This window comes from Acidovorax temperans (genome assembly GCF_028596105.1).
Lineage (GTDB): Bacteria > Pseudomonadota > Gammaproteobacteria > Burkholderiales > Burkholderiaceae_C > Acidovorax > Acidovorax temperans.
In genome coordinates this window covers 79,013-96,229 of sequence record NZ_CP117193.1, presented here as the reverse complement: position 1 = coordinate 96,229, position 17,217 = coordinate 79,013, and the positions used below count along the sequence as shown (strand labels likewise).

General features: G+C 67.5%; 14 protein-coding genes. 7 read left to right on the top strand and 7 right to left on the bottom strand.

Translation table 11 applies throughout. From position 1 onward, the window contains the following. Nucleotides 1-113 precede the first annotated feature (113 nt). Nucleotides 114-560 carry a hypothetical protein gene (locus tag PQV96_RS00435; RefSeq protein WP_207374256.1) on the top strand — a complete coding sequence of 149 codons (447 nt, stop codon included), beginning with the start codon at nucleotides 114-116 and terminating at the stop codon, nucleotides 558-560. A 106-nt stretch (nucleotides 561-666) separates the two neighbouring features. Here PQV96_RS00435 and PQV96_RS00430 read toward each other — a convergent pair whose 3' ends face one another. Both PQV96_RS00430 and PQV96_RS00425 read right to left on the bottom strand, forming a co-directional pair. After that, on the bottom strand, nucleotides 667-1,509 hold the full coding sequence (locus PQV96_RS00430) for a sensor histidine kinase (RefSeq protein WP_273624228.1): 843 nt from the start codon (nucleotides 1,507-1,509) through the stop codon (nucleotides 667-669). A gap of 15 nt (nucleotides 1,510-1,524) precedes the next feature. Next, complete coding sequence (locus PQV96_RS00425; RefSeq protein ID WP_273625298.1) at nucleotides 1,525-2,253, bottom strand: LuxR C-terminal-related transcriptional regulator; 729 nt, start codon at nucleotides 2,251-2,253, stop codon at nucleotides 1,525-1,527. A 460-nt stretch (nucleotides 2,254-2,713) separates the two neighbouring features. Here PQV96_RS00425 and PQV96_RS00420 point away from each other — a divergent pair, with 460 nt between their 5' ends. The 4 genes from PQV96_RS00420 to PQV96_RS00405 all read left to right on the top strand — a co-directional run bounded on the left by PQV96_RS00420 (nucleotide 2,714) and on the right by PQV96_RS00405 (nucleotide 6,952). Continuing rightward, a complete protein-coding gene (locus PQV96_RS00420; RefSeq protein WP_273624227.1) occupies nucleotides 2,714-3,187 on the top strand; it encodes a hypothetical protein in 474 nt (157 codons plus the stop codon). Between the two features lie 121 nt (nucleotides 3,188-3,308). Next, nucleotides 3,309-3,746: a hypothetical protein gene (locus PQV96_RS00415; RefSeq protein ID WP_242638171.1), complete on the top strand. Its 438-nt coding sequence runs from the start codon at nucleotides 3,309-3,311 to the stop codon at nucleotides 3,744-3,746. A 285-nt stretch (nucleotides 3,747-4,031) separates the two neighbouring features. Beyond that, nucleotides 4,032-5,711 (top strand): DUF4384 domain-containing protein, encoded by a 1,680-nt coding sequence (locus PQV96_RS00410; protein ID WP_207374278.1) that lies wholly within the window; start codon nucleotides 4,032-4,034, stop codon nucleotides 5,709-5,711. Then, complete coding sequence (locus tag PQV96_RS00405; RefSeq protein ID WP_067512406.1) at nucleotides 5,708-6,952, top strand: SEL1-like repeat protein; 1,245 nt, start codon at nucleotides 5,708-5,710, stop codon at nucleotides 6,950-6,952. Before PQV96_RS00410 ends, PQV96_RS00405 begins: the two co-directional genes overlap by 4 nt. 168 nt (nucleotides 6,953-7,120) lie before the next feature. Here the strand turns inward: PQV96_RS00405 and mltA are convergent, their stop codons facing one another. Further along, entirely contained in the window at nucleotides 7,121-8,329 is a 1,209-nt protein-coding gene (gene mltA, locus PQV96_RS00400) for a murein transglycosylase A (RefSeq protein WP_207374253.1), read from the bottom strand. On the opposite strand from mltA, the gene PQV96_RS00395 reads away from it, so the two are divergent. Further along, the gene (locus PQV96_RS00395; protein WP_207374252.1) at nucleotides 8,277-8,441 is read left to right on the top strand and encodes a hypothetical protein; all 165 of its coding nucleotides are present in this window, start codon (nucleotides 8,277-8,279) and stop codon (nucleotides 8,439-8,441) included. The two genes, mltA and PQV96_RS00395, sit on opposite strands and share 53 nt — an antisense overlap. Before the next feature lie 169 nt (nucleotides 8,442-8,610). Next, a complete protein-coding gene (locus PQV96_RS00390) occupies nucleotides 8,611-9,255 on the top strand; it encodes a YiaD family glycine zipper/OmpA-like lipoprotein (protein ID WP_207374251.1) in 645 nt (214 codons plus the stop codon). 71 nt (nucleotides 9,256-9,326) lie between these two features. On the opposite strand, the gene PQV96_RS00385 is transcribed toward PQV96_RS00390, so the two are convergent. The 4 genes from PQV96_RS00385 to PQV96_RS00370 form a co-directional block, all read right to left on the bottom strand. Beyond that, a complete protein-coding gene (locus PQV96_RS00385; protein WP_066696142.1) occupies nucleotides 9,327-9,956 on the bottom strand; it encodes a response regulator transcription factor in 630 nt (209 codons plus the stop codon). A 73-nt stretch (nucleotides 9,957-10,029) separates the two neighbouring features. Beyond that, on the bottom strand, nucleotides 10,030-12,069 hold the full coding sequence (locus tag PQV96_RS00380) for a two-component system sensor histidine kinase NtrB (protein ID WP_207374250.1): 2,040 nt from the start codon (nucleotides 12,067-12,069) through the stop codon (nucleotides 10,030-10,032). Continuing rightward, a complete protein-coding gene (locus PQV96_RS00375; protein ID WP_207374277.1) occupies nucleotides 12,066-12,884 on the bottom strand; it encodes a carbon-nitrogen hydrolase family protein in 819 nt (272 codons plus the stop codon). The genes PQV96_RS00380 and PQV96_RS00375 overlap by 4 nt, the downstream gene beginning before the upstream one ends. Further along, nucleotides 12,884-17,098 (bottom strand): YhdP family protein, encoded by a 4,215-nt coding sequence (locus tag PQV96_RS00370; protein ID WP_273625297.1) that lies wholly within the window; start codon nucleotides 17,096-17,098, stop codon nucleotides 12,884-12,886. The genes PQV96_RS00375 and PQV96_RS00370 overlap by 1 nt, the downstream gene beginning before the upstream one ends. Between the last annotated feature and the right edge of the window lie 119 nt (nucleotides 17,099-17,217).

Genomic DNA, 17,217 nt, shown 5'->3' with positions numbered 1-17,217 from the left:
TTCGGCCTCTAGCGCTTATTGATAAAGCGCCAGCAGCTATCAATAGAATAGCAACGTTGCACACCGATCCGACAAAGCTGCAACGTTGCCCCGCCTGTTGAAAATCCCTGCCCATGATCCGAATCGCTCACACGCCCTGGCTGCTCGGCCTTCTCTGCACCGCCTCGTGGGCCCAAGCCGCTGCCCCGGACCCCGCACTGCTTGGCTGCTGGCGCGCCACCACCATCGTGCTGCACACGGCAGACGGTGCCAGGCTGGAAGACCGCTCGGGCCGCTGCACGCTGCGGTTCAAGGAAGAACAGCTCGAATCCACCTGCCGGACCACCCAGGGCTTGGCAACCACCATCTACCAGTACCAGATCGTGCGGCCCCAGGTGTACGCCACCACCCTGGCGGGCAGCACGGTCAGGACAGAAATGGCCCGCACGACGCGCGAGTACGCCTACCGCATCGAAGGCGAGCGACTGCACACTGCTAGCGTGGTCTCTGCGACGGCGCCAGATGCGTCAGCGACCGGCCCGCGCACGGAAACCGATGCGACCCAAGTGCCGTGCCCCTGAGCCTTCGCGGTTGCTTTGGGAAAAGGACCCACAGGCGCACTGCGCAAACGACGGAATCCGGGTGCCTCCCCTCAAAGAGAAGCGCCCTTGGCAAACGCCCTCGCCTTCAGACCACAGGCTCACCCCCCGGCACACTTACCAGCACGCGGGTGCCCTCGCCGGGTTGGGACGACAGCACCAGTTGCCCCCCCGCCAGCCGCGCGCGCTGCTGCATGCCGGCAATGCCGGTGCCGCTGCAGTGGGCCAGCTGCTGCACGTCCAGCCCACGGCCGTTGTCACACACCTCGGCCTGCCACAGGTCGGTCGCAGGCACGTAGCGCACGTTGATGTCGACTTTCGTGGCGCCAGAGTGCTGCAACACATTGCTCAGGGCCTCTTGCACCACGGACACCAGTTGCTCAGAACTGTGGGGGTTGGGCTCCCGGGGGTGCCCAGGCAGATCCATGTTCCACACCAGTTGCACGCCCCGGCGCTCCAGCACCGGCTGCAGTCGATGGCGCAGGCGGGCCAGGCGGGTGGTGACGGGCTCGCCCTGCGCGTCCATCGAATCCACCACGAAGCGCAGGTCCAGCATGCACTGCTCTAGCGCCGCCTGGGCCTCTCGGTCGGGCGGAGTGCGGCCGTGCAGCAGCGCCAGCGCGTTGATGAGCTGTGAGCCCAGCTTGTCGTGCAGGTCACGCGCAATGCGCTTGCGCTCGGCTTGCAGCTCGGCACTGGCACGTGGAGTGAGGCGGGGGCGCCAGCGCGCTGCACGGGGCAGCTGCGCCAGCAGCAGCGCGCCCAACACCAGGGTGGCGCCCGCCAGTGCTGCGCCACACCAGGCCAGCTGCACCCTGGTGAGCGTCCAAAGCCCCCACCATCTAGCGGCGATCGCGCCCATCAAGCCCAATTGCACCAGCCACAGCCCCGAGCAGACCGTGGCAAACAAGGCCGGGCGGGTTACCAACATGGGAAGGGCTTTATCTCAAAACAAGCCGCGCAGCGAAGCAAAGCGCACGGCCTGCGCGCGGGTGCGCACCTGCAGTTTGCGGTAGATGTTGCGCAGGTGGGTATTGACCGTCATGCCGCTGATGAACAGGCGCGCGCCAATTTCAGTGCTGGTGTAGCCGCTGGCCACCATGCGCAGGATTTCTTTCTCGCGGGCAGAGAGCTTGTCGGCATCGTCGGCCGCACGGCGCTTGGACTGCGGCGCATTGGCGCGGTCAAACCGCTGCAGCAGCCGCCGCGCAATGTGGGGCGTGATGGAGGCGCCACCGTTGGCCACCTGCAGCACGGTCTGCGCATAGTTGCCAAACCACGAGTTCTTGCCGACAAAGCCCGCAGCGCCCAGTTCAAACGCGCGCAGCACCTGCTCGTCGTTTTCCATCACCGAAATCACCACGGCCTGCGCCGTAGGCCGGTAGGACTTGAAGAATTCCAGCACCTCGAAGGCTTCGCCGTCGCCCAGGTTCAGATCGACCAGCAGCACATCGAACTCGTGCTGGCGAATAGCCCGGCGCCCCTCGCGCACGCTGCTCGCTTGCGCCACCAGCAGCGTTCGGGAATCGGACATCAGCTCCTGGGCAATCACCTGTCGGATGTGCGCATCGTCATCAATCAGCAGCACACGCACGGGGTTGTCCTCTTGCCCAATGAGAAAGGCCGGCCACACCGAAGGCGGGTTTTCGTAGGTTGCGAACTGCCCGGGCACCACGCCAGGGTGCGGCGCGGGCGCCTGAGGAAGATCCAAGGGTTCACCGTTATTCACGATCACTCACTCCTGCAAAGCCCCATTTGTGAAGTTTTGTGTCACTGGGCGTCGCCCGACGATGCAACAAATCCATCACTGCGCATACAGCATCGCACAAATTTTGCAAATCTCACAATTAGTTACTACCAAAGTATTTATTGGCCCGATCAGCTTCGAAAGAGCCTGAAGCGAGCAGTGGCGCGGTCTGCCGCCGCAATCGGTAGAAAAACTCTCCACAGTTATCGGTAGCGCATGCGATGTATTCGCCGCCGGGCGCTGGCCACAGACACTGCATCCAGACAGCAAGCCGCGGTGTTTTTCACAGCCCTCCAAGGCCACCAAAGCTGATGTCCCCACCCTGCCGTGAAGGCCCTGAGACCTGCGCGGCGGACCTGTGTTGATCCAACCTGTTGAAGGACTTGTCATGAAAACTCTTGCTTTCTTTGCTCTGAGCGTCGTCGCCTCTGCTGCCATGGCCACCGGCCCTTCCTCGTCCACACCAGACATCACGATCTCTGGCTCGTCGCTGCAGTCGGCAGCGCTCACATCCACCTCCATCAACAACAACTCGACCGGCTCCAAGAGCGAGGCCTTCCAGAACCTGGCGACCAACACCGGCAACGTGGAAATCCGTGGCACTTCCGTTCAGATGGTGACCGGCGCTGGTAGCAGCATCACCAACACCGCCAGCGGCAGCGATGCCTATGCCAGCCAGAACTTCTCCACCAACGTGGGCGAAGTCACGGTGGGTGGCACTTCGCTGCAAAGCACCATGCTGATGGGCTCCTTCGTGGCCAACCAGTCTTCGGGCAGCAACAGCAAGGCGGTTCAAAACGTTGCCACCAACAACGCCTGCTTCACCTGCCAGCCCACCAAGACCTCTGGCTGGCCTCGCTGATCCCTGCGTCACCGGGGCCCGCCGTCAGCAGCGCCTGTACCGCAGCCCCCCGGAGCCCCCTTGGCGGCGCCCCCGCGCCTAGCCAGGCGGGCTCCACTTTTTACCCACAGGAGACGTCCCCATGAACCCACACAGCGCATTGCATGGCCTGGTTGCCACGGCAGCCCTCGCAGCGGGCCTTGCGCACGGCCCCCTGGCCCACGCCCAGGCACCCGGTGAAGACCCCGTGGTGCTGACCAAGAAACTGACGGTGAACATGCAGCCCACCGGCGGGGTCGCAGCGCCCGGCCAGCTCGACAACAATGGCGCCATGCCGTCGTGGCTGCGGGCCCGCATCGCCCGCTACGAAGCCAAGGCCTTTGCCGGCGACAGCAGCGGCATCATCAGTGACAGCGACGTGGTAACCACCGCCAACGCCCAAGGCATGCAAAAAACCTGCGTGCAGGAAGTGGGCAGCAGCACGGTGTCGGCCACCAGTTCCAGCGGCTCCAAATACGGCCCCAACCAGACCGCCCAGGTGGTGGTGCTGCGCGGCGACCTGGTCAACATCTGCAGATAAGCCGCCGCCGGCTGCACTGCCATCGTCTTCGCGTTCGCTTTCTTTCTTCAGCATTTGCCCCGCACCCGCCGCGCAACTGCACAGCGCCGCCGTTTGGCACGGTCGTTGGCAGGGCCGCCCCGGGCCACACATCGCCCCCAAGGCATCTTCCTGGCAACCATGGCATTCCTTGCACCCCACCCCGCAGTTTGCTCACGGCTGGCTTCGCTGGCCCAGTGGGCACGCCCCGCCCATGGCTTCACGGGCAATAACGTGCCCAGGCCCCGCCTGTACATCACCGCATGGATGCTGGCCCTGGGCGCACTGCTGAGCGGCTGCAGCACACCCATGGACCCGCGCCGCGACCAGCCTTTCATGGAGCAGGCCTCTGTTACCGACCGGCCCAGCGTGCGCCCCACGCGTTCGTTCTCCAGCTTTTCGGATTCGCTGATGTGCATGGACCACATGCTGCGCGCGGCGCAGGTGCCCACCACGCTCGTCACCAGCAAGCAGATCCCCGACTACTCAGGCCGCGTGGCCGTGGGCAGCAAGGACATGGTCATCACCGCGCTGTCGCAGATGTCACGCCTGAGCAATGCCTTCCGCTACGTGGACTACGAGGTGGACATTGCCCGCCAGGACACGGTGCAGAACCTCACCACCATCTTGCTCAACAACAACCAGATCCAGCTGCAGCGGCCCGCGCTGTACATCTCGGGCGCCATCTCGTTCGTGGACCAGAACGTGACCAGCAACCGCTTTGACACCGGCGTGTCGGGCCCGCGTGTGGACCTGGGCTACAGCCAAAGCCGCAACGCCACCATCATTGGCATGGAAATGCACCTGGGCGACTTTCGCACGCGCACGCTGATCCCTGGGCTGGACTCGGCCAACGAAGTCATCGTGGGCACGGGTGGCCAGGGCGTGGACCTGGCGGGGCGCATCGGCACCTATGGCGTGCAGTTCAACGTGGGGCGCGACTACACCCAGGGCTCGGGCAGCGCCGTGCGTACGCTCATCGATCTGGCCACCATCGAACTGGTGGGCAAGTGGGCGCGCGTGCCCTACTGGCAATGCCTGACGCTGGAGCAAAACCACCCCGACTTTCAGCGCCAGCTGCGCGACTGGTTCAACGAAGGCTCGCCCGCCGTGCGCCTGCAGCTGGTGACGCGCTCGCTCATCAGCCGGGGCTACCTGCCTGCCAGCGCAGGGGCCGAGCCCATTCCTGCACACAGCGCAGAACTGCGCACCGCACTCTCACGCTTTCAGGCTGACAACGGCATGGTGGTCACGAGCGTGGTGGACTTTCCCACCTACGAGCGGGTGCTGCGCAACTTCGTGGGGCTCTCGCCCGACGGCACGCTGGCCCGCATTGGCTGGAACACCACCAGCGCAGAACCAGCCACCGTGCCCACCCCCGCTGAAGCCGTGCTGCCCCCCGTGGTAGCGACCAGCAGCCTGATGTATGGGGCCAGCCCCACCGAGCGCAGCATCGATTTGCAAATCGAAAACGTGATGCTGGACCGCACCGCCTTTGAGGTGGGCGAGCAGATCTTCCTGTCGGCCACCGTGTCGCGGGCGTCGTATCTGCAGTGCTACCTGGCCGACGCCACCGGCACTGTACTGAGGCTGCTGCCCAACCAGACCAACCGCACCGGCTGGGTGTCTGCCAACCAGGCACTGCGCATCCCCGACTGGATGAGTCCCAACCCCGGCTTTGTGATGGACGCCGCAAGCCCCGGACGCGAAGGCGTGGCCTGCTTTGCCACTGACGAAGACAGCACCGGCAAACTGCCCGAAGACCTGCGCGGGCCGCCGCTCAAACCCATTGCGGCCTACCGCTCGCTCGAGAAAATCAACGAGGCTTTTGCGGCCACCTGGGGAGCCGCTGGCTACACGGGCAACGCCGTCTACTGGAACGTGGTGCCCCGCCGGGCCGCGCCACAACCCGCCCCTGCGGCATCCAAACCACCCGCACGCCAATGAGCCATCCGCCTGTACGGCTCACCCGGCCCACCCGGCCCACCGTGACCGGCCGGTGGGTGCTGGCCCTGTGGGTGCTGGCAACTCTGGGGATATGCCCCCTGGCCCATGCAGGCGTTACCGCCGTGGCAGAACCAGCCAACGTCCCGCTGGAGCGTACCGCTCAGGAAGCCCCTACAGGCAGAGAGACAGGCAGCGACGCAGACTGGGCGCAGTTGCTGCGCGGGCTGCGCGCTGCCGCGCAGGCCGAGACGCCGCACCGCCTGCCCGCCGATGCACCGGCCGCCGCCAGCAAAAGCCACCGCAGCGCCCCTGCAGGTAAACCTGCGGTGCCGCCAGCGCCTGCTTCCAGTGCTGCCACGGCGGCGTGGCAGCTGGGATTGCTGGCGCTGCATGGCGTGGGCATGGCGCCCGACCCCGCCCAGGCCCGGCACTGGTTTGAACGCGCCCAGGCGCTGGGCCACCCCCTGGCACCCGCAGGCCTGGCGTGGTGCGAGATCAGTGGCTGCGTCACCAGCCCCGACCCAACTGCCGTCAGCCGCTGGACGGTGCCGCTGGCCCGCACCGCCCCGGGTCTGGCCAAATACCTGGACTGGTACGCGGCCCGGGCGCTGGCGCCGCTGGGCAAGACACTGGACCACCCCCTGGGTATGCCGGGGCCACAGAACCAACCCAACGCACCAGCCGCTGCTGAAGCCGACCCCCTGCTGCTACTGCAGGCCGCAGCCCAGGCGGGCAACGCACAGGCCATGAACGCGCTGGGGCTGGAATATGTGGCCGCAGGGCTGCCCGACCAGGCGCTGGCGCAGTTCCAGGCCGCCGCCGGCCGGTCGGCAGCAGCCGCAGCCAACGCCCGCCTGCTATCCAGCCAGATAGAGCCCCGCAACCGCCTGAAAAGCACTGCCACCGATGCGGCCGGGGGCAGCCCCTACTACGCCCAGGCCCAGCGCTACCACCGGGGCGACGGCGTGCCCGCCAATTACACCGAAGCCGTTCGCCTGTACCAGGCGGCGGCCAGCCAGGGCGATGCCCGCGCGCGCAAAATGCTGGAGCTGATCTTTTCACGCCCGGCACCTGATGGCACGCTGGACCCCGTGTGGATGCAGCAGCTGGCATCGCTGGCCATGCAGCCCCAGGGCCTGACCCGCACCGCACCCTTGCCCCTGAGCCCCCAGGGCTGGCAGCAAGACCCCAGCCCTCTTTACCACCTGATTCCACTGCCATGGCGGCAGGCGGCGCCTTGACGGCACATGCTTGAGCTGGCTTCAGGGCGAACCGGGAAGGGTTGGATGCGAGAAAATTGACTAAAAATAGCCTCCAGCGCAATCCAATCAAGTGCCAGCAGCTATCAAATCAATAGCAACCAATGAAGCAGGTGTGCAGAGGCTCGTGCGTGGACGCCCGGGTTGCGCTCAGCGCGGCCAGAGCACCCACAGCCGCAGGTTCTGCTTGAGCCGCCCGGCGATGTCGCCCGCCTCCTGGCCCCAGCCGGTGAAATAGTCGGCCCGCACGGCACCCAGGATGGCGCTGCCCGTGTCTTGCGCCAGCACCAGGCGGCTCAATTGCACCTGGGGGCCGCTGGAGGCCAGCCACACGGGCGTGCCGTAGGGAATGCTCTGGCGGTCCACGGCGATGGAACGGCCGGGGGTGAGGGGCACACCCTGCGCGCCCTTGGGGCCGAAGGCTGCGTCCATGCCGGCCAGGGGTTCTTCCTTGAAGAACACGTAGCGCGGGTTGGTCCACATCAGCTCGTTGGTGCGCTGGGGGTTGGCGGCCAGCCAAGCGCGGATGCCGGGCCAGGTGGCGTCGCGGGTGTAGCCCTGGTCCAGCAGCCAGCGGCCAATGCTGCCGTAGGGCTGGTCGTTGGTGCCGGCATAGGCCACGCGCACCAGGCTGGTGGAGCCGTCGGGCTCCATCACGCGCAGGCGGCCCGAGCCCTGGATGTGCAGCACCATCGATTCCACCGGGTCGCGCAGCCAGGCAATGGCGCGGCCTTGCAGCGCGGCCTGGGCTTCGGGCAGGGTCTCGATCTGCTGTCGGGTGTACCAGGGCTTGCGGGCGCCAAAGCCCGCTGGCGTGCGGTAAATGGGCACGTTGAAGCCGTTGCCGGGCTGGCGGGCGGCGTCCATCAGGGGTTCGTAGTAGGCGGTGAGCAGGCCGTCAGGGTTGCCGTCGGCAGCTTCCACGCGGTAGGGCTGCAGGCGCGCCATCATCCAGGCGCGCTGTTCGTCGCCGCTGGCAATGCTGAGCTGCCGTACTTCGCTGCACAGCGCGGTGAACGGCGCCACGGGCCGCTCGCAGCTTTTGATCCAGGCGTTCCAGGCCTCGTGCAGCGCGTCTTCGGTAAAGCCGGGCAGCTCGGCCCAGCGCACAGGCGTCCAACGGCTCTTGGGCTGCGACAGGGGCGGCGGCAGCGGACCTGTGTCGCCGGGCAGCGCCATGGGCGCCGTGGGGCGGGTGGCCGGCAAGTCCCCAGGGGCCGAAGGGGATGGTGCGGGCGGGGTGGAGCAGGCAACGAGCGTTCCTACAATCACCGCCGTTACGACCAGGCGCAGGAGTGTCAATTTCATGGGGCTGATTTTGCTTGAAGCGCTGCTGGCGCTGGTGGTGCTGATTGCCATTGTGTGGTGGACGATGTTCTCGGGCCGCAACGGCGGCGAGCTGGATCTGCCCGCACAGAACCCGAACCCCGAAGCCCCGGACGATCGCAAACCGCCAACGCCAGGCGGCTGAGGCACGCCGCGCCGTCTGCGTCAGCACATGCGGCGTTGTCCTACAACCCTTGCCTGCCTGTGCTGATGGCGCACGCGGCCCCTGTGCGAGATCATTGCAGGCAGCGAGGCGTACCGCGCACCCTGTGCCGATGCCACCCTTGCACACCGATATTTCAAGGAGCACACATATGCGCAAACACATTCTTCTGGGCGTCAGCGCCGCTGTCATTCTGGCCACGGGCTGCGCAAGCATGGACGACACGCAGCGCCGCACGGCCACAGGCGCGGGGGTGGGTGCCCTGGCGGGGGCGGTCATCGGCTCGGCCACCGGCGGCAATGCGGGCACGGGTGCCGTGGTGGGCGCAGGTGTGGGGGCCCTGGGCACCTACATCTGGTCGCAAAACATGGAGCGGCAAAAGCGCGAAATGGAACAGGCCACGCGCGGCACGGGCATTGCCGTGTCGCAGACGGCGGACAACCAGCTGATGCTGAACATCCCCAGCGACATCTCGTTTGCGGTGGGCCGCGCTGACATCCAGCCCAACTTTGCGCCGGTGCTGGACCAGTTTGCGATGGGCCTGCGCAACAACCCGTATTCGGACGTGCGCATCGTGGGCCACACCGACAGCACGGGCAGCGACGCGGTGAACAACCCCTTGTCGGTAGACCGCGCCGCCAGCACCCGCAACTACCTGGTGAACCGCGGGGTGGACGGCCGCCGCATTTCCATCGACGGCATGGGCGAGCGCTACCCGATTGCCAGCAACGACACCGCCGAAGGGCGCGCACGCAACCGACGCGTGGAAATTTTTGTGGGTGAGCGCGCCCGCTGAGGCGGTGCTGCGCTCAGGCGCAGTTCAGCGCTGTTTTGAACCAGTGCCCAATCCAGCGCTCAATCCAGCGCTTAGTGGCCGGTGCGCAGCAGGTTGGCCAGCTCGACAGCCGACTTGACGTGCATCTTGTCGAACACGCGTGAGCGGTGCACCTCCACCGTGCGCACGCTGATGTCGAGCTGATCGGCGATCAGCTTGTTGGGCAAGCCGGCCACCACCAGGTCCATCACATCGCGTTCGCGGTCGGTCAGCTCGCGCAGCCGCTCTTGCAGGCTGCTGCGCTCGCGCAACTCGGCCAGCCGCTCGCCCGATTGGGCCAGGGCCTGCTCGATGCGGTCCACCAAGGCATTGTCGGAAAACGGCTTTTCGCAAAAGTCGAAGGCGCCGCGTTTGACGGCATCGACCGCCGTGGGCACATCGGCATGGCCGGTGAGGAAGATGACGGGCATGGTGTGCAAGCTGCCCCGCGCCACCAGCAAGTCAAACAAGGCCAGGCCGCTCATGCCGGGCATGCGCACGTCCAGCAGCAGGCAGCAGGGCTGGCGCTGGGGCGGCCGGGTCTGCAGCATGGCCTCAAAGGCCTCGGCACTGTCAAACGATTCGCTGGGCAGGCGGCGCGAACGCAGCAGCCAGGCCAGCGCTTCGCGCACGCCAGCGTCGTCGTCAACGATGTACACAGTCGCGTTGGATACGGGTTCCATGGCAAATATCAGTTGGGAGGGTGTTGCGTTCGTTACGCCCACTCGAACGCCAGCGCAGCCCGCGCCGGGAATGTCATATTTTGACCGGCAGGGTGAAAGTGAATACCGTACCACGCGGCTCGTTTGGCGCGAACCCAAAGTACCCACCGTGCTGCTCCACCACCGTGCGGCACATGCTCAGCCCCAGGCCCATGCCCTCGGTGCGGGTGGTGAAGAACGGGGTGAACAGCTTCTTGGCCACCTCTTCCGGGATGCCGCTGCCGCCATCCGCCACCGAAAACTCCAGCCACCCGCTGTGCCCTTTGGACGCTGCACGCCGCACGCGGATGTCCAGCACGCGGCGGGTGATGGTGGGGTCGTCCATGGCCTGCATCGCGTTGCGCGCCAGGTTGAGCAGCACCTGCTCCACCATCGTGCGGTCGCACAGGGCCGGGGGCAGGTCGGGCTCGACCGAGGTGCGCACGCTCACGCCCAGCTTGCGGGCCTGCAGGTTCACCAGCGGCCAGATGGCCTCGATGAGCTGCTGCGCGGGCACGGCCTCGCGGGCCTGATCGCGGCGGCGCACAAAATCGTGCACGCTCTTGATGACTCGGCCCGCCCGCTCGGCCTGGCGCGCAATCTGGCGCATGGCCATGCGCACGTCTTCCAGGTCCTGGCTTGAGGGCACCGGCTGGTCGCCGGACACCGACTCCAGCAGGTTCAGCGAACCCGTGGCATAGCTGGAGATGGCCGCCAGCGGCTGGTTCAGCTCGTGACTGAGCAGCGAGGCCATCTCGCCCACCGTGGCCAGGCGGGCGGTGGCCTGCAGGCGCTCTTGCGAAGCGCGCGAAAGCTCTTCCACCCGGCGCTGTTCGCTGATGTCCAGAAACGCGCTCATCCAGCCGGTGTGCAGGCCCTGGGCGTTGATGAGTGGGGCCTCGATGATCAGCACCGGAAAGCGCGTTCCATCCTTGCGCATGAACTCGGACTCAAACCCCTCCCGTGGCGGCACGCTTCCGGCAAAGCGGTGGGCCTGGCGCTGGCGGTATTCCTCGACCCGCTCCGGGGGCCAGTAGGGTGCCGAGGCGGGGGCGGTGGTGCTGTAGCCCAGCAACTCTTGCGCCGTGAAGCCCACCATCTCGCAGAACGCGGGGTTGACGTAGGTGATGCGGCCTTGCAGGTCGCGCGCGCGCAGGCCGGTGACCAGCGAGTCTTCCATGGCCTTGCGAAACGCCAGCGCATCGCCCAGGTCGCGCTCGGCGCGCAGGCGGCGTCGGTTGTCGCGCACCAGCACGCCCACCACCGTGACCAGCGCGATCGACATGGCCGTGACCAGGGCCGTGAGCACATTCGGGAACACGCTGGGCGCGGTGTGCCAGGTGTCCAGGCGCAACACCAGCGTGGTGCCCGGCAGGTCCAGCAGCTGCTGCGCGGTGAACATGCGCGTACCCCGGCGCGAGGCGCCCAGCACGGCCAGCCGGGTGCCGTCTGGTTCGGTGAAAGAGGCTTCCTGGCTGCGCGTGAGGCTGGCACCCACCATGTCGGCCAGTACCGATTGCAGCGAATAGGTGGCAATCAAAAAGCCCGATGCACGCCCGTTGACGCTCAGGGGCAGGCACAGCTCCATGAGCTCGGAGCCGAGCCCGTCTGCGTGAGGCTGGTAATAGCTGCCGGAATACGCAGGGGCGCTCAGGCGCCGCGCGGTGCTGCACGCCTGGTTGGCTTCCGAATGGCTGTTCTCGCGCATGCCCCGGTCCCACATCAGGGCGCGGTAGGGCGTTTGCACATGGGTGCGCAGGCGCATGGCGTTGTCGCGCCATTCAAGGCGCACCAGTTCGCGCTGCAGGCGCAGCAGTTCGGCCGCCTCCACCTCCCACGCCAGCAGGCCGGGGTCAGACGCGTGCAGGGCCTGCAGGCTCTGCAGGTTCCGGTTCAGCGCCACGCGCACATCAGAGACAGCATCGGCCGTATCACGCTCCAGCCGCGTTTGCACCTGGCTGGCTTCATACCGGCCCGCGAGCCACACCATGGTGACCAGCATGGACACCACGAGGGCGATCAGGGCGGTCCACAGCGACCAGCGCCGCCATGCGCTGCGCCAACGGCGCCAGATGGCGCGCGAAATGGCGCTCATAAAACGCGGTGGGTGAGTGCCGGCAACTGCTGGCGCACGCTGCGCAGTCGCTCGGGATCCAGGTCAGCCAGCACCACGCCGGGGCCCTGGGCCTGCTGCGCCAGCACCTGGCCCCAGGGGTCGGCCACCAGGCTCTGGCCCCAGGTGTGGCGGCCGTTTTCGTGCACACCGCCCTGGGCGGGTGCCACCACGTAAGCCAGGTTCTCAATAGCGCGGGCGCGCAGCAGCACTTCCCAGTGCGCCTGGCCGGTGACATGGGTGAAGGCGCTGGGCACCAGCAACACATCCGCACCCGCGCGGGCATGGGCGCGGAACAGCTCGGGAAAGCGCAGGTCGTAGCACACCGACAAGCCCACGCACCAGCGGTGGCCGTCGCGCGCGGGCAGGTCAAACTGCACCGGAGCGTTGTCGCCCGCTTCGATCACGCGGCCTTCATGAAACTGCTCGCGCCCGTTGTCAAACCAGAAAAGGTGGATCTTGTCGTAGCGGGCCACGCAGCGGCCATCCGGCGCAAACACCAGCGTGGTGTTGCGCACGCGCTGGGGGTCGGTGGTGCGCAGGGGCAGGGTGCCGCCCACAATCCACAGCCCCAGTTCGCGCGCAGTGTGGGCCAGGAAGCTCTGGATGGGGCCCTCGCCCCAGGTCTCCTGGTAGGCGAGCTTGTCGGTATCGCGCAGGCCCATGGCGCAGAAGTACTCGGGCAGCACGGCCAGTTCAGCACCGGCCTGCGCAGCCTGTTCCAGCAGACCGCGGGCGGTGGCCAGGTTGTCTTCGGGCCGGGGGCCAGACACCATCTGGATCGCAGCGACTTTCATCATGAGGGGTCTCCGGTGCGAGGGAGCTCAGGCGTGGCATTTTGCGGCCCTGGCGCCGCAGGGCCGGCACCGCTGGCACCTTGCGCGGGTGCCGCGGCCTCGCGGCCGCGGCGGGGCACGCGCACCACGCGGGGGTCGGCCCAGCCGCCGTCAATATGGAACTCCTGCGTGGCGGCCTCGATCAGCGGGCCACGCAGGAACACCTGCGCCAGGAAGCTGCCCAGCCCTACCACCGGGTTGATGGCCGTGGCCACCAGCGATGCCGTCATGGCGTTGATCTCGGGCACCACCACCACGCGCAGGTCCTGGGTTTCTTTCTCGATGTCGGCTTTGCCTTCCATCAGCACGGCTGCGTTCACACCCTTCATCTGCAGGTTGTTGGTGGAGGCCACGCCCTGGTCGATCAGCATGTCGCCCCGCACAAAGTCAAACGCAAAGCCTTCGCTGAACACATCGCGGAAGTCGAGCGAAAGGCGGCGCGGCAGGGACTGCAAGCTGAGCACGCTCAGCAGCTTGGCCAGGCCCGGGTCGGCCTTCAAAAACTGCCCCGATTCGATGTTGATACTGATCTGCCCGGCCATGGTGCGAAAGTCGGGGCTGAACGGCGCGCCAATCCAGCCCACCTGCCCTTCCATGCGCCCTTTGCCTCGCCGCACTACGTTAACCATGCCAAACCGCGCCAGCAGGTCGCCCGAGTCGCGGATGTCGAGCTTGAAGTTCAGCGCCGTGCGCCGCTCGGCGCTGCGCGGCTCGGCCACACCCCGGGCACGGCTCAGCAAGGCCCAGTTGCCCGTGGCGGTCAGGCTGGCCTCGGGCGTGGTGATGTTGAACTTGTTCAGGCGCCACTCGCGCTGGACAGCGTCGCCCGCACGGTTTTGTGCCTCGATCTCGATGCGCCCGAGCTTGCGGCCGCGCAGTTCGAAGTCGTCCACCACCACGTCCACCGCGGGCAACGAGCCCGGTTGCTCGGCCAGCAGGTTTTCCACCTGCGTGGCTTCACTCTGCGGCATGCTCAGGCGCGACAGGCGCGCGAACAGGCGGCCATTGCCCATGTCGCCCGATGTGGGCTGGCGAAACTCCACGTAGCCGTTGAGTTCAGAGGCGTCCAGGTTGGCACGCCACAGGTTGCCTTCGCGCAGCCCACCGGCCACCAGGTTGTGCAGGGTGCGGCCTTGGGCCGACAGCTCGGTGGCGCGCAGGGCCACCACGTTGGGCAGGTAGTCCATGGCCGGAGACGGAGCCGGGCCGGGGCCCATCACGGCGGTGGCGCCGGGGCGTGCACCGCCAACAGCCCCACCTGCAGCACTGCCGGACGCGCTGGTGGATTGGGTAAACAGACGCGCCCACGCATCCACATCCACCCGGCCCAGCCGGATGTTGGCGGCCACGCCCTCGGCCACCACCGGCGCAGATTCACCGGCCGGCAGGCCCACGCCCATCGAGCCGCGCAGCACCCGGGGCTGGGCGCCTGCCAAATCGCGCAGGTAGGTGGCCGACCCGATGCTGCCCAGGTCCAGCGTCACCTGGTCGCGCAGCGGCGGCGGCGTGGCCCCGGCGGCAACGGGCACCAGGGATTCGCGCGCCACCATTTGTTCATAGCGCAGGGGCTGCTGGGCATCGGCCGTCTTGCCCAGGGGCGCGGGCAGGTCCAGTGCCATGCCCTGCAGGGTGGTGTTGACCTGCAGCTCGGGCACCCCCCGGCGGAACGACAGCGCCAGGCTGTAGGGCGCGCTGCCGGTGGCGTTTTGCGCGAGTTGCGACACAAACCCCAGCGAAGGGGTTTGCTGCAGACCCTGGGCTGTGGCCACGCCCTGCGCGCGCAGCTGGATGGCGGCCTCCGACGGCGGCGCCCCGGCGGGCAGGGCGCGCATACCGCCTTCCAGCCGCACATCGCCGCCCAGCGCGCGGGCTTGCACACCGCTCAGGGTGAAGCCGGTGTCCGAGAACTGCACCACGCCCCGCGCGCGGCTCAGGGCGGGCGTGTCAGGGGTGATGCGCACCTCGTTGCCCGCCAGCGTCACGCTGCCCTGCACCTTGGATTTGTCGATCTCGCTGATGGGCAGGCTCAGCCGCAGTTGCAGATCGGCATTGCCCGTGCCGCTGGCCTGGGCCAGGGCGTTGCCCGTCATGCGCGCCAGGGGCGAGGTGGCCATAAGGCCCAGCATTTCAGACAGCGGCCCCCGCGCCTCGGCGTTCACCCCCACCACGGTGCGATCCAGGTTGGGAATCTGCGCCTCCACCTTGGTCAGGCGCGTTTGCGGCAAGCCCATGAAGGTGCCTGTCGCCCCCTTCACCTGCATGGACGAGCGCTCAAAGATCAGCTCGCCCGCCAGCTGCGTGAGCGCCGGCCAGCGCAGCGCTTCGTTCGGCTGCAGGCTGGGCGGCACGTAGGCATAGGTCACGTCCTTCACCTTCGCGGCGATGCGGAAGTCGCCCCGCTTGGGGTCGTTGAAGGGCATGTCGTGCAGGTCGCCCCGGACCTTGAAATCCACATGGCTGGCCACCCCCGCCACCACCGCCTGCTCGACATAGCGGCGCGACTCGGCCGGAATGCTCAGCGGCAGGTAGCGGTGCACGCGCGTGCCATCGGCCCGGGTGAGCGCGCCCGACAAATCCAGCACCCCCGGAAAGCGCGAGCCGTGCGCCACGCGGGCAGGGTCGCTGGTGTGCCACGACACGCGGGCCTGGCCCTGGGCATCGGCATTGGCAAAGTGGATGTCGCTGGCCTGCACCGCAATGCGCTCGCCCTCCAGCTGCCAGCGCACATTGGCGCCGAATTCGTCCAGCGGCAGCACGGGGTCTTCAAACACGCCGGGCAGCACCAGGGCACCGGCCTCGATGGCCAGCGTGGCCTTGCCGCCGGCCTGGTTCAGGTCAAATTCCGCGTTGGCGTTGCGCAAGCCCAGCGTACGGTTCGCCTCTTTCGGGGCGGCCCCGGCCAGCGTGAGGCCCTGCACCTGCCCCCGCACCTGGTATTGCTGCAGGGCGTCGAGCGGCCCTTTCCAGGTGGCCTGGATTTCCTGCACCATGCCCTGGGGCGCGTAGGTGGCAATGGCATCGTGGGCTGCGGAAGACAGGGGCAGGCGGCTGGCAATCTGGGCCAGCGCGGCCAGGTCCAGCTTGTCGGCGCGGAACTCGCCTTGCGCAGGCGCCTTGCCCGAAGCCTCGGTGTATTGCAGCTTGAGGTTGCCACCCGGCCAGTGCAAGCCATCGTCAGCCACAAATTGCAGCCCCTGGGTAGAAAACTCAAAGCCCCCCTGCAGGCGGCGCCCCCCCAGGCGGCCTTCGATGGAGGGCAACTGCAGCGCCTGCAACCCCGCGCCCAGGGTGGCGTGCACGTCGGCCAGCGCCAGGTCGGCCGTGCCGCCCACGATCTGGCCGCGCTGCACATCGGCCCAGGCCCGCAGGGCACCCCGGCCGCGCGCCACGTCAATGCCCACATCGGCATGGTGGCGCAGGCGCGAGACATCCACCCGCGAGAAATGGGCAAACAGCTGCCCGTTCCAGTGCTGCCAATTGCTGTCACGCACCCGCAGCAGCGGCGCGCGGAACATGCCCACCAGCGTGAAGCGGTCGCCCCAGGCCTCGGGGGGCGTGGCGTCCACGCGCAGGCTGTGGCGCCAGTTGCCGTTGCGCAGCACCACATCCACCTTCTGCAGCGACAGCTCGGGCGCGCCGCGCATCTCGTCGTTCCAGCGCACGGTGCCCTCGCGGATCACCACCTCGCCTTGTGAAAACAGCCAGTCGGTGGCCGCACTGCTGTCGCCGGTGCCCTGCGAGATGGGCAGGCCGGCCACAAAAATCCGGCCATCAGCGGCGCGGCGAATGTCCAGATCGGGCGAGGCGATATACAGCTGCTCAAAACCCCAGTGCAGCAGCGAACGCGGCGACAGCGACACCACCACGCGGGGCAGGCGCAGCGCGGCCCGGTTTTCGCCGTCCAGCAGCGCCACATCCAGCAGCTCGATGGAGGGGATCAACCCCTCGGAACGGGCCGAGATTTCGCCGATGCGAACGGCCACCCCTAATGCCCGCGTGGCTTGCGCCTCGATCTGAGGGCGAAACTCGCCGATTCGCGGCACAATCCAGCCATGAAGGGCACCCCAGGCGATGGCCAGCAACAACCACAGGGCCAGCATCAATCCCAAAGACCAACGCGCAAACCCAGCCACGATTTTGAGCAAGCGGGTGGGGCGAGGGGTCGATTCGGTCATGTTGCGCGTGAAGGTGGCCGGAATTATGACCCGCCCCCAGGGGCTGGGTTCCGGAAGGTTCATGCCAGCGTGTTAGCCCCTGTTACGCCCGTACTGCCACCCCTGACCGGCACTTTGCG